Below are 11,082 nucleotides of genomic sequence, written 5' to 3'. Positions count from 1 at the left end.
ATCAGCGAATTCCATCAGGGACAGAGGCACCGCCTCACTTAAAGTCCGGATGTATGGCTGCAACCTTATCCCGTCTGTGTTTTCACGAATTGAGTGCTTGGCATACTGGGGGCGTCCATGTATGAGCGGGCTTGCCCCGCGCTGGGCCGCGAAGCGGCCCCACTCCAGACGACGCGCCCCCCCCCGACCCACTAACTCACAAATCACAACCTTTATTGCCACACCCGGAAACAATTCCCCACGCATTCCTTCCCACGCAAAACTGTTCCCGTGACGTTTACGTCACCCTGATCTGTGACCTTTCTTCACGGCAAGGTGCCATCACCGGCGCAGCGGTTACTCCGCTACACACTCGACGCGCAAAAATACATGCACCCTTTTAGTGCGCCCCTCCTCGCACCGCCCTTTCCTGGATCAGAATCCACGGCGAAACCACAACCGCCCATAGGCTCGGGTCACGCTCGACCAAGTCCAGCGCCCGCGTCGCAGACACTTCGCCCAGGCTGCCGGAGGCCAGCCAGGCGGCGACTTTGTCGCGGTTATCTGCGGCCATGCCCTCAGCCGCCTCGATCAAATCCAGGCTGGCATCGACCCACAATAGGGCACCCTTGGCAAAGAATGGCTCAAGCTCCTTCCAGGAGATTTCGGCGGTTTCACCGAGCAGCTTGGCATAGAGGGTGCTAGGTTCTTGCGTCATGGGAGTCCACCTTGGAAAAAGTCGGCGCAATCATAGCGTCACGTCTCGTTTAGAAAAACCCAAGGCAGAAAAACCCGGTTGCAATTGAGTCATCGAGAAAAACGTCAGGAAAGCCAAGGATTGCCGAAGCGTCTGTCACCACCCGCGCCGCAATTCTGTCTTTTCCTGTCGTTAAAGCGACACCCACGGAATTTGCCCCTGGCAGCCAGCTTTTCAAGCGATCAACCGGCGCTCTACACTGTACCGGTACAGTTGCCAGGCGGTTGCCGGGGGATATTCCAGATATCCGATCCGGTTCAGCTGCCGATCAGGCCGCTAGAACTATAAAAAATACAACAGTAAGAGTGGAGCACTATGAATAAGGCTACTAAGCAGATTTCCAAACTGTTTGCCGCTATGGTCCTGGCTGGGGTTGCGGGCCATTCGTTCGCTGCCGACACCATCAAGATCGGCATCGCCGGTCCGAAGACCGGCCCTGTGACCCAGTACGGTGACATGCAGTTCGTCGGTGCAAAACAGGCGATCAAAGACATCAATGCCAAAGGCGGCGTCGATGGCAAGCAGCTCGTAGCCGTCGAATACGATGATGCGTGCGATCCGAAACAAGCTGTTGCCGTAGCCAACAAAGTCGTCAACGACGGCGTCAAGTATGTGGTCGGTCACCTCTGCTCCAGCTCCACCCAGCCAGCGTCCGACATCTATGAAGACGAAGGCGTGATCATGATCACCCCGGCCGCCACCAGCCCGGACATCACCGCCCGTGGCTACAAGCTGATCTTCCGCACCATCGGCCTGGACAGCGCCCAGGGTCCGGCGGCCGGCAATTACATCGCCGACCACGTGAAGCCGAAAATCGTCGCCGTCCTGCACGACAAGCAACAATACGGTGAAGGTATCGCCACCGCCGTCAAGCAGACCCTTGAGAAGAAAGGCGTGAAGGTTGCCGTCTTCGAAGGCCTGAACGCCGGTGACAAAGACTTCTCCTCGATCATCCAGAAGCTCAAGCAAGCCAACGTCGATTTCGTTTACTACGGCGGCTACCACCCGGAACTGGGCCTGATCCTGCGCCAGTCCCAGGAAAAAGGTCTGAAAGCCAAGTTCATGGGGCCGGAAGGTGTGGGTAACGACTCCATATCGCAAATCGCCCAGGGTGCTTCCGAAGGCCTGCTGGTGACCCTGCCGAAGTCTTTCGACGCAGAGCCTGCCAACAAAGCCATCGTTGACGCGATCAAGGCCGACGGTAAAGACCCAAGCGGTCCGTTCGTGTTCCCGGCCTACTCGGCTGTCGAACTGATCGCAGGCGGTATCACCGCCGCCAAGAGCGAAGACACCGCCAAAGTGGCCGAAGCCATCCACGCCGGCACTTTCAAGACCCCTACCGGCGACCTGAGCTTTGACAAAAAGGGCGACCTGAAAGACTTCAAGTTCGTGGTCTACGAATGGCACTTCGGCAAACCTAAAACCGAAGTTTCTCCTCAGTAAGCCAGGCATTACTGGTCAACAAGCCCACTGTGAAAGCAGTGGGCTTTGTTTTACGAGGTTTATGGGCCATGTCACCCGCGATCCGGGCGCTGGCTCACCTGAAAATCTTAAAACCGTCACCAGCGGTTCGCTGGCAAACGCTACGTGCAAATGTGCTCACAGAACACAGCACGGGGCCGGAACATGACTCCACCAGTGAAATGCGTATCGGGTTTTTAGGAGCGCTGTAATGCCTGAGATCTATCATTTTTTCCAACAGCTGGTTAATGGCCTGACCATTGGCAGCACCTATGCCTTGATAGCCATTGGCTACACAATGGTTTACGGCATCATTGGAATGATCAACTTCGCCCATGGCGAGGTGTACATGATTGGTTCCTACGTGGCCTTCATCGCCCTTGCCGGGCTGGCCATGATGGGTATCCACTCCCTGCCGCTGTTGATGACCGCTGCCTTCATTGCATCGATCGTCGTAACCAGTGCCTATGGCTACAGTATCGAACGCGTTGCCTACCGTCCCCTGCGCGGCAGCAACCGTCTGATCCCGTTGATTTCCGCCATCGGCATGTCGATTTTCCTGCAGAACACCGTATTGCTGTCCCAGGACTCCAAGGATAAATCCATCCCCAACCTGATCCCGGGGAGCATCTCCTTCGGCCCAGGCGGCGCGGAAGAAGTCCTGATTTCCTACATGCAGATCCTGGTCTTCGTGGTCACGCTGGTGGCGATGCTGGGCCTGACCGTGTTTATCTCTCGCTCCCGTCTGGGCCGCGCCTGCCGGGCCTGCGCCGAAGACATCAAGATGGCCAACCTGTTGGGCATCAACACCAACAACATCATCGCCCTGACCTTCGTGATCGGTGCCGCGCTCGCTGCCGTCGCGGCGGTGCTGCTGAGCATGCAGTACGGCGTGATCAACCCCAACGCCGGTTTCCTGGTAGGCCTCAAGGCCTTTACCGCGGCGGTCTTGGGCGGTATCGGCAGTATCCCGGGCGCCATGCTCGGCGGGCTGGTGCTGGGTGTGGCCGAAGCGTTTGGCGCCGATATTTTCGGCGACCAGTACAAGGACGTCGTGGCGTTCGGCCTGTTGGTCCTGGTGTTGTTGTTCCGTCCGACCGGCATTTTGGGCCGTCCGGAGGTTGAGAAAGTATGAGCAGATATCTTAAATCAGCGTTCTTCAGCGCCTTGCTGGTCTGGGCCGTGGCCTTTCCAGTACTCGGCCTCAAACTGAGCATTGTCGGCATCAACCTGGAAGTGCATGGCACCGGTCCCGTGACCCTGACCATCATCGCCCTGTGCTCGGTGCTGATGTTCCTGCGGGTGCTGTTCAGCCAGCAGGTCGGGGCTTTGTTCAAAAGCAACCGTGGCCCGTTGATGTCGCCCAAGGTCAGCCAATTCCTGACCCTGCCGCGTACCCAGCGCTACATCATCATCGGCCTGATCGTGGCCGCGTTGATCTGGCCGTTCTTCGGCTCGCGCGGCGCAGTCGACATCGCCACCCTGATCCTGATCTACGTGTTGCTGGGCCTGGGCCTGAACATCGTGGTGGGCCTGGCCGGCCTGCTCGACCTCGGTTATGTGGGCTTCTATGCGGTAGGCGCCTACACCTACGCGCTGCTGTCGCACTACCTGGGCTGGAGCTTCTGGATCTGCCTGCCGCTGGCCGGCATGGCGGCGGCCACGTTCGGCTTCCTGCTGGGCTTCCCGGTGCTGCGCCTGCGCGGTGACTACCTGGCCATCGTGACCCTGGGCTTCGGTGAAATCATCCGCTTGTTCCTGCGTAACCTCACCGACATCACCGGCGGCCCCAACGGCATCAGCAGCATCCCCAAGCCGACGTTCTTCGGGCTGTCCTTCGACCGCACCGCTGCCGAAGGCCTGCAGACGTTCCACGAATACTTCGGGATCGACTACAACCCGGTGAGCAAAGTGGTGTTCCTCTACCTGGTCGCGCTGCTGCTGGCGCTGGCTGCGCTGTTCGTGATCAACCGCCTGCTGCGCATGCCGATCGGCCGTGCCTGGGAAGCGCTGCGCGAAGATGAGATCGCCTGCCGCGCCCTGGGCCTGAACCCCACTATCATCAAGCTCTCCGCCTTCACCCTGGGCGCTGCGTTCGCCGGTTTCGCCGGCAGCTTCTTTGCCGCGCGCCAGGGCCTGGTGACACCGGAATCGTTCACCTTTATCGAATCGGCGATCATCCTCGCCATCGTGGTACTGGGTGGCATGGGCTCGCAGTTGGGCGTGATCCTGGCGGCGATCGTGATGATCCTGCTGCCGGAAATGATGCGTGAGTTCAGCGAATACCGCATGTTGATGTTCGGCGCCCTGATGGTGCTGATGATGATCTGGCGTCCTCAAGGCCTGCTGCCCATGCAACGTCCACATATGGAGCTGCGCAAATGAGCCGCGAGATCCTGAAAGTCGAAAATCTGAGCATGCGCTTCGGCGGCCTGCTCGCGGTCAACGGCGTGGCCCTGACTGTGAAAGAGAAACAGGTTGTGGCGCTGATCGGCCCCAACGGCGCCGGCAAGACCACGGTGTTCAACTGCCTCACCGGCTTCTACAAACCGAGCGGCGGCAGCATCCTGCTGGACGGCCAGCCGATCCAGGGCCTGGCCGGTCACGAAATCGCGCGCAAGGGCGTGGTGCGCACGTTCCAGAACGTGCGGCTGTTCAAGGACATGACGGCGGTCGAGAACCTGCTGATTGCCCAGCACCGGCACCTGAATACCAACTTCTTCGCCGGCCTGTTCAAGACCCCGGCGTTCCGCAAGAGCGAGCGCGAGGCCATGGAATACGCCGCGTACTGGCTGGACAAGGTCAACCTCACCGAGTTTGCCAACCGTCCCGCCGGCACCCTGGCCTATGGTCAGCAACGTCGGCTGGAAATCGCCCGCTGCATGATGACCCGCCCACGGATCCTCATGCTCGACGAACCGGCCGCCGGCTTGAACCCCAAGGAAACCGAAGACCTCAAGGCGCTGATCAGCGTACTGCGTGAGGAAAATAACGTGACGGTGCTGCTGATCGAACACGACATGAAACTGGTCATGAGCATCTCCGACCATATCGTGGTGATCAACCAGGGCACACCGCTGGCCGACGGAACCCCGGAGCAGATCCGCGACAATCCCGAAGTGATCAAAGCCTATCTGGGGGAAGCGTAAAATGCTGCAATTCGAAAACGTTTCCACTTTCTACGGCAAGATCCAGGCCCTGCACAGCGTCAATGTGGAAGTGCGCCAGGGTGAGATCGTCACCCTGATCGGTGCCAACGGTGCCGGTAAGTCGACCCTGCTGATGACCTTGTGCGGTTCGCCCCAGGCCTACAGTGGCAGCATCCGTTATATGGGTGAGGAACTGGTGGGCCAGCCGTCGTCGCAGATCATGCGCAAGAGCATTGCTGTGGTGCCGGAAGGCCGTCGGGTGTTTTCGCGTCTGACCGTGGAAGAAAACCTGGCAATGGGCGGGTTCTTCACCGACAAGGGCGACTATCAGGAGCAGATGGACAAGGTGCTGCACTTGTTTCCACGGCTCAAGGAACGCTTCAGCCAGCGCGGCGGCACCATGTCCGGCGGCGAGCAGCAAATGCTCGCCATCGGCCGAGCGCTGATGAGCAAGCCCAAGTTGCTGCTGTTGGACGAACCGTCCCTGGGCCTGGCCCCGATCATCATCCAGCAGATCTTCGACATCATCGAACAACTGCGCAAGGACGGTGTAACCGTGTTCCTGGTGGAGCAGAACGCCAACCAGGCGCTGAAGATCGCCGACCGTGCCTATGTGCTGGAGAACGGCCGGGTGGTGATGCAAGGCTCGGGCGAGCAACTGCTGACCGACCCGAAAGTGCGCGAGGCGTACCTGGGCGGTTAAGAGAAGGTTGCTGAACGAACCGGATCCAAATGTGGGAGGGGGCAGCCCCCTCCCATTTTTTTTGCATTGTTTGAGGTTATTTCTCCCGCCCCTGTAACGAACCGCGTCCTCCTACCTCTAGTGGTGCAAGCAGGCATTCAAGCCCGCTTCTCAACCCACTGCTGGAGTTACCCCAATGACGACCAAACTGTCCGCCACCGCCCTCATCCTCGCCCTGGGCTCGACCTTGAGCCTGTCCGCCCTGACCACCAGCGCCCACGCGGCCGATGACATGCAAAAGTGCTTCGGCGTTGCTGAAGCCGGCAAGAACGATTGCGCCGCCGGCCCCGGCACTTCCTGTGCGGGCACCTCGAAAACCAAGGATCAGGCCGATGCCTGGAAACTGGTCCCCGCCGGTACGTGCACCCAGACCCCCAGCACTACCTCGCCGACCGGCTTCGGCCAGGAAGCCGCGTTCGCCGCCAAATCCTGAACCCCCACCCGGCCGCGCCTGAGTATCGACGATGACACCTATATTCCCGCCCACATGCTCACCGGCTCAGGCGCCCGGCTTGCCTGATCGGGCCGGGCTGGGGCTCAAGCACGAGCACTTTGTCGAAGTGCTTGAAACCTCGCCCGACCTCGGTTTTTTTGAAGTGCATGCCGAAAACTACATGATGGCCGGCGGCCCGTTTCATCACTACCTGGGGCTGATCCGTGAACGCTACCCGCTGTCGCTGCACGGCGTGGGCCTGTCCATCGGCGGCGAAGGCCCGCTCGACCGTGACCACCTGGCACGCCTGGCTGCGCTGCTTGAGCGCTATCAACCCCAGGCTTTTTCCGAACACCTGGCCTGGTCCAGCCATGGCCCGGTGTTTCTCAACGACCTGCTGCCCCTGGCCTATGACAGCGCCACCCTGCACCGTGTGTGCGATCACATCGACCAGGTCCAGAGCACGCTCAAGCGGCCAATGCTGCTGGAGAACCCGTCGACTTACCTGTTATTGGAACGTTCGACCCTGGACGAGACTGACTTCATCAGCGAGGTCATCCGCCGCACTGGCTGCGGTTTGCTGCTGGACGTGAACAATGTCTATGTGACGTGCACCAACCACCAGCGTGATCCGGATGCCTACCTGAACGCCCTGCCCTTGCATGCCGTGGGGGAGATACATCTGGCCGGCTTTGCCGAAGACACCGACAGCCTGGGCGATCGCCTGCTGATTGACGACCATGGCGCCCCCATCGATAACGCCGTATGGCAGCTGTATCAACGGGTGCTGGGGCGGATCGGCGCGGTACCGACGCTGATCGAGCGGGACAACCAAGTGCCCGCCTTATCGGTGTTGTTGGCCCAAGCGTGGCAGGCCGAATGGCAGCTGTCGCAGGTGCGCCCATGACTACCCACGGCACATTTGCCCGCGCACTGCTGGAACCCGGCCGGGCCTGCCCGGCTGGTTTGTTCAGCCGCAACGGTGCCGATCCGGCCAGCCGCTTTGCGGTATACCGCAATAACGTGCACAACGGCTTGATCAATGCGCTGGCATCGGCGTACCCGGTCACTCTGCAACTGGTGGGCGATGCCTTCTTTCGCGCCATGGCCGGCCTCTACGTGCAGGCGCATCCGCCCACCAGTCCATTGATCGGCGAATACGGCAGCACCTTCGCCGGGTTTATCCAAGACTTCGAACCGGCGGCCAGCGTGCGCTACCTGGCGGATATCGCACGCCTGGAGCGCCTGCGGGTACGTGCTTACCACGCCGCCGATGACCAGCCGCTGGCGCCACAGGCCGTGCTCGACGCCTTGCAAGGTCGCGCCGACCTCGGCGCGGTGCGCCTGCAGCTGCATCCCAGCGTCGCCACGCTGATGTCACCGTATGCCGTAGTCACAGTATGGGCGGCGCATCAGACCGAAGGCGGCCTGGCCACCCTCAATCCCGGGTACGCGCAAGGCGCGTTGGTGCTGCGCCAGGGCTTGGAGGTCAAGGTGTTCGCCATCGACGCCGGCTCCGTGACCTTCATCCAGCGCCTCGTCTGGGGCGAAACATTGCAGACCGCCGTAGAACGGGCCCTGGACGCCAGCAACGACTTCGACCTGCACCAATGCCTGACGCTGTTGATCAGCCACCACGCCATCACTTATTTACACCTGGACTCAAAGGTATCGCCATGAACACCCACGCACAGTGCCTGATCAAACGGGCCATCCAGCTTTTTGAACAAATGCCTTACAGCCTGATAGGGTTTTTCGCGCGCTTCTCCATCGCCGCGGTGTTCTGGAAATCCGGGCAGACCAAGGTCCAGGGCTTTGCCATTGACCTGGTCAACGGCACCTTCGAGCTGGGTGAGCCGCGCTTGGCAGCCTCGACGCTGCCGCTGTTTCGCAGCGAATACAAGGTGCCGTTACTGACCCCGGAAGTGGCCGCGCACCTGGCCGCATTCGCCGAGCATTTTTTCCCGTTACTGATCCTGCTGGGGCTGGCCACACGGTTCTCGGCGCTGGCCCTGATCGGCATGACCCTGGTGATTCAGCTGTTCGTCTACCCGGACGCTTATCCGACCCACGGCACCTGGCTCGCCCTGTTATTGCTGTTAGTCGCCAAAGGGCCGGGGCGTCTGTCCATCGATCACCTGATTGCCCGTCGCTACCGTTAAAGCCGATCGAGGGCCTCGCCGCCGCGCTTGAACCAATCCACCAGGTAATCGGCCAACACCTGGGTGCGACGCGGCAGGCCACCCTGATAGGGATGAACCAGGTACATCGGCTGGCTGGCCGTCTGGTAATCGCGCAGCAGCCAGCGTAAACGTCCGTCAGCCAGCTCCGCCGGCAACACGTAGGACGGCAGCCGCGCGATCCCCGCGCCCACCAGTGCGGCTTTTTTCAACAGGTTGTAGTGATTGGACGCGAACGTGCCGCTGACCCGTACCCGCAACAGTTCGTGCTGCTGGTGGTAGAGCCACTCTTCGCGCCCGCTGTAGTGGCTGTTGAGCAGGCAACGGTGCAGGGCCAGATCCGCCGGGGTCCGAGGTTCGCCATGCTGCTCCAGGTAGGCCGGGCTGGCGCAGGTCATTTCGCGCCAGGCCAGCAGCGGTCTGGCCACCAGGCGCTCGTTCTCGACCGCGCCTGATCGCACCCCCAGGTCGAAACCGTCCCGCGCCAGGTCGCGATAGCGGTTGTTGAGCTCCAGCTCGATCTGCACCTGGGGGTACTGCTCGGTAAATTCCAGCAGCAAGCCATCAAAGAAGGTTTCGCCCAGCGACACCGGCACCGTCATTCGCACCGGTCCCGCCAGGTCGTCCTTGAGCCGCGCCAGGGCCTGGCGCGCCCGCTCCACCTGCGCTACCAACGCCTGAGCCTGGGGCAGTAACGCCGCGCCGGCCGCGGTAAGGCTGAGCCGCCGCGTGGTGCGATGCAACAACACCACGCTGAACTGTGCTTCCAACTGGCTGATGCGCTTGGATAACTGGCCTTTGCTGCAGCCCAATTGCTCGGCCGCCACGGTAAAGCTGCCGGCCTCGATCAACACGGCGAATGCCGCAAGGTCATCCATCTCGCTCATGGATTGTTTCCAAATGAAAACCAAAGGTTGCCTATTAGCGCGTTTATCCCGTTCAAAAGCCACCCTAGACTGGGTCGACATTCACCCTTGAAGGAACAGCACCATGAAAATCCTATTGATTGGCGCCAACGGCACGGTCGGCTCGGCGGTCAAGGCGGAGCTCGCCCAACGTCATGACGTTATCAGCATCGGCCGCACCCGCGGCGACTTCCAGGTGGACATCAGCGACAGCGCGTCCATCCGCAGCCTGTTCGAACAGACCGGCAGGTTCGATGCGCTGGTCTGCGCCGCCGGCAGCGTGACGTTCGCCGCCTTGGGTGAGATGCATGAGGGTGACTTCGAACTGGGCCTGCGGGACAAATTGATGGGTCAGGTCAACCTGCTGCTGATCGGCCGAGAGTACGCCAATGACGGCGCCTCCTTCACCTTCACCAGCGGCATCCTCAACCGCGATCCGATTCGTACCGGCGCGTCGGCCGCCTTGGTCAACGGTGCCATCGACGGGTTTGTCAAAGCCGCGGCGATCGAATTGCCACGCGGGCTGCGCATCAACGCGGTAAGCCCCACAGTGCTGGTGGAAGCGATGGACAGCTACGCGCCGTATTTCCGTGGCTACAAACCGGTCAGCGCTGCCGATGTGGCACTGGCCTACGCCAAAAGCGTAGAAGGCCTACAAACCGGCCAGACGTTTATCGTGGGGTGAAAGTCCATTCCGTAAGAATTGCCTGATGCTGGCGGGTGGGCTTGTGATGCGACGCCAGCCTGCGTAACGTGGCGGCACTTGCCTGGAGACCCTTTATGCGTGCCGCCCGTACCCTCGCCCTGTTCGCCTTGCTTCCCCTGTTCGCCGCGTGCCAGCTGTTCGAAAGCGAGCCGGCCAAGCCCTCCCTCGCCGGGTTGACCCGCATGCAGGGCGAGCTGACGGCGGCAGGCGACAAGCTGCTGTTCCAGCCGTGCAACGACAAACGCAACTACGTGGTCAAGGACACCGGCGGCACCAGCATCCTGCAGGAAGCTGCGTCCCTGGCCGGGCAGCAGGGCGCTTTGTTTGCCGACCTGCGCGGCAAGTTCTCCGGCGTCGCCAGCGGTACCCAGGGCGAAGTGGAGTTGCAGCAGCTGTACCGCGTCGAACGGTCCACCTCCGCCTGCGACGATCCCGACTTCAAGCGCATGATCCTGCGCGCCAATGGCCACAAGCCTGCGTGGGCCCTGAATGTCGCGGCCAAGGGCATGGTGCTCGAGCGCGAAGGCTTGCCGCCGTTGGCAGTGCCCTATGTGGAGGAGCAGCTCGGAGACGGCCGCTTCAACCTGATGACCGAAGCCAACAACGAACACATCGAACTGTGGGTGGCCCCGCAACGCTGCGTGGACAGCGTCAGCGGCAGCCTGCAGCACATGAGCGCCGAATTGCGGATCAACGGTAAAGTCCAGCGTGGCTGCGCGGCGTTCGGCGGCTCGCGGGACGATTGATCGGCGCCCGCGCTGTTTTAACAT

Annotated in this window: 13 protein-coding genes; 11 read left to right on the top strand and 2 right to left on the bottom strand. The window is 61.2% G+C overall.

Features of this window, described 5'->3' with window-relative positions:
- Window positions 1-379 precede the first annotated feature (379 nt).
- Complete coding sequence (locus G7025_RS12025; RefSeq protein ID WP_181079414.1) at window positions 380-697, bottom strand: DUF2288 domain-containing protein; 318 nt, start codon at window positions 695-697, stop codon at window positions 380-382.
- A 354-nt stretch (window positions 698-1,051) separates the two neighbouring features.
- Between G7025_RS12025 and G7025_RS12020 the strand changes: the two genes are divergently transcribed.
- The 9 genes from G7025_RS12020 to G7025_RS11980 all read left to right on the top strand — a co-directional run bounded on the left by G7025_RS12020 (window position 1,052) and on the right by G7025_RS11980 (window position 8,683).
- Window positions 1,052-2,179, top strand: a complete 1,128-nt coding sequence (locus G7025_RS12020) for a branched-chain amino acid ABC transporter substrate-binding protein (protein WP_181079412.1) — start codon at window positions 1,052-1,054, stop codon at window positions 2,177-2,179.
- 229 nt (window positions 2,180-2,408) lie between these two features.
- A complete protein-coding gene (gene livH / locus G7025_RS12015) occupies window positions 2,409-3,332 on the top strand; it encodes a high-affinity branched-chain amino acid ABC transporter permease LivH (protein WP_034096299.1) in 924 nt (307 codons plus the stop codon).
- Window positions 3,329-4,582, top strand: coding sequence for a high-affinity branched-chain amino acid ABC transporter permease LivM (locus G7025_RS12010; protein ID WP_181079411.1), 1,254 nt, complete (start codon window positions 3,329-3,331; stop codon window positions 4,580-4,582). The genes livH and G7025_RS12010 overlap by 4 nt, the downstream gene beginning before the upstream one ends.
- Window positions 4,579-5,346: a high-affinity branched-chain amino acid ABC transporter ATP-binding protein LivG gene (gene livG, locus G7025_RS12005; protein WP_181079408.1), complete on the top strand. Its 768-nt coding sequence runs from the start codon at window positions 4,579-4,581 to the stop codon at window positions 5,344-5,346. The genes G7025_RS12010 and livG overlap by 4 nt, the downstream gene beginning before the upstream one ends.
- A 1-nt stretch (window position 5,347) precedes the next feature.
- Entirely contained in the window at window positions 5,348-6,049 is a 702-nt protein-coding gene (locus G7025_RS12000) for an ABC transporter ATP-binding protein (RefSeq protein ID WP_181079406.1), read from the top strand.
- 175 nt (window positions 6,050-6,224) lie between these two features.
- Window positions 6,225-6,521 (top strand): BufA1 family periplasmic bufferin-type metallophore, encoded by a 297-nt coding sequence (locus G7025_RS11995; RefSeq protein ID WP_181079403.1) that lies wholly within the window; start codon window positions 6,225-6,227, stop codon window positions 6,519-6,521.
- Between the two features lie 31 nt (window positions 6,522-6,552).
- Window positions 6,553-7,428 carry an MNIO family bufferin maturase gene (gene bufB / locus G7025_RS11990; RefSeq protein WP_181079400.1) on the top strand — a complete coding sequence of 292 codons (876 nt, stop codon included), beginning with the start codon at window positions 6,553-6,555 and terminating at the stop codon, window positions 7,426-7,428.
- Window positions 7,425-8,201, top strand: coding sequence for an HvfC/BufC N-terminal domain-containing protein (locus G7025_RS11985; RefSeq protein ID WP_181079397.1), 777 nt, complete (start codon window positions 7,425-7,427; stop codon window positions 8,199-8,201). Before bufB ends, G7025_RS11985 begins: the two co-directional genes overlap by 4 nt.
- The gene (locus G7025_RS11980) at window positions 8,198-8,683 is read left to right on the top strand and encodes a DoxX family protein (RefSeq protein WP_181079395.1); all 486 of its coding nucleotides are present in this window, start codon (window positions 8,198-8,200) and stop codon (window positions 8,681-8,683) included. Before G7025_RS11985 ends, G7025_RS11980 begins: the two co-directional genes overlap by 4 nt.
- Here the strand turns inward: G7025_RS11980 and G7025_RS11975 are convergent.
- Window positions 8,680-9,588: a LysR family transcriptional regulator gene (locus G7025_RS11975; RefSeq protein WP_181079392.1), complete on the bottom strand. Its 909-nt coding sequence runs from the start codon at window positions 9,586-9,588 to the stop codon at window positions 8,680-8,682. The two genes, G7025_RS11980 and G7025_RS11975, sit on opposite strands and share 4 nt — an antisense overlap.
- Before the next feature lie 103 nt (window positions 9,589-9,691).
- Here G7025_RS11975 and G7025_RS11970 point away from each other — a divergent pair, with 103 nt between their 5' ends.
- A complete protein-coding gene (locus tag G7025_RS11970) occupies window positions 9,692-10,291 on the top strand; it encodes a short chain dehydrogenase (RefSeq protein WP_181079389.1) in 600 nt (199 codons plus the stop codon).
- 95 nt (window positions 10,292-10,386) lie between these two features.
- Window positions 10,387-11,058 (top strand): COG3650 family protein, encoded by a 672-nt coding sequence (locus tag G7025_RS11965; protein ID WP_181079386.1) that lies wholly within the window; start codon window positions 10,387-10,389, stop codon window positions 11,056-11,058.
- Window positions 11,059-11,082 lie beyond the last annotated feature (24 nt).

It is taken from the genome of Pseudomonas lurida (assembly GCF_013522705.1).
GTDB lineage: Bacteria > Pseudomonadota > Gammaproteobacteria > Pseudomonadales > Pseudomonadaceae > Aquipseudomonas > Aquipseudomonas quebecensis.
This window is presented reverse-complemented; position numbering and strand designations above follow the sequence as displayed.

Bases quoted from the DNA above. Each gene is read 5' to 3' on its own strand.
- livG (WP_181079408.1), top strand. From the start codon at position 4,579: ATGAGCCGCGAGATCCTGAAAGTCGAAAATCTGAGCATGCGCTTCGGC.
- bufB (WP_181079400.1), top strand. From the start codon at position 6,553: ATGACACCTATATTCCCGCCCACATGCTCACCGGCTCAGGCGCCCGGC.
- G7025_RS11995 (WP_181079403.1), top strand. From the start codon at position 6,225: ATGACGACCAAACTGTCCGCCACCGCCCTCATCCTCGCCCTGGGCTCG.
- G7025_RS12020 (WP_181079412.1), top strand. From the start codon at position 1,052: ATGAATAAGGCTACTAAGCAGATTTCCAAACTGTTTGCCGCTATGGTC.
- G7025_RS11970 (WP_181079389.1), top strand. From the start codon at position 9,692: ATGAAAATCCTATTGATTGGCGCCAACGGCACGGTCGGCTCGGCGGTC.
- G7025_RS11980 (WP_181079395.1), top strand. From the start codon at position 8,198: ATGAACACCCACGCACAGTGCCTGATCAAACGGGCCATCCAGCTTTTT.
- G7025_RS12025 (WP_181079414.1), bottom strand. From the start codon at position 697: ATGACGCAAGAACCTAGCACCCTCTATGCCAAGCTGCTCGGTGAAACC.
- G7025_RS11975 (WP_181079392.1), bottom strand. From the start codon at position 9,588: ATGAGCGAGATGGATGACCTTGCGGCATTCGCCGTGTTGATCGAGGCC.
- livH (WP_034096299.1), top strand. From the start codon at position 2,409: ATGCCTGAGATCTATCATTTTTTCCAACAGCTGGTTAATGGCCTGACC.
- G7025_RS11985 (WP_181079397.1), top strand. From the start codon at position 7,425: ATGACTACCCACGGCACATTTGCCCGCGCACTGCTGGAACCCGGCCGG.
- G7025_RS11965 (WP_181079386.1), top strand. From the start codon at position 10,387: ATGCGTGCCGCCCGTACCCTCGCCCTGTTCGCCTTGCTTCCCCTGTTC.
- G7025_RS12010 (WP_181079411.1), top strand. From the start codon at position 3,329: ATGAGCAGATATCTTAAATCAGCGTTCTTCAGCGCCTTGCTGGTCTGG.
- G7025_RS12000 (WP_181079406.1), top strand. From the start codon at position 5,348: ATGCTGCAATTCGAAAACGTTTCCACTTTCTACGGCAAGATCCAGGCC.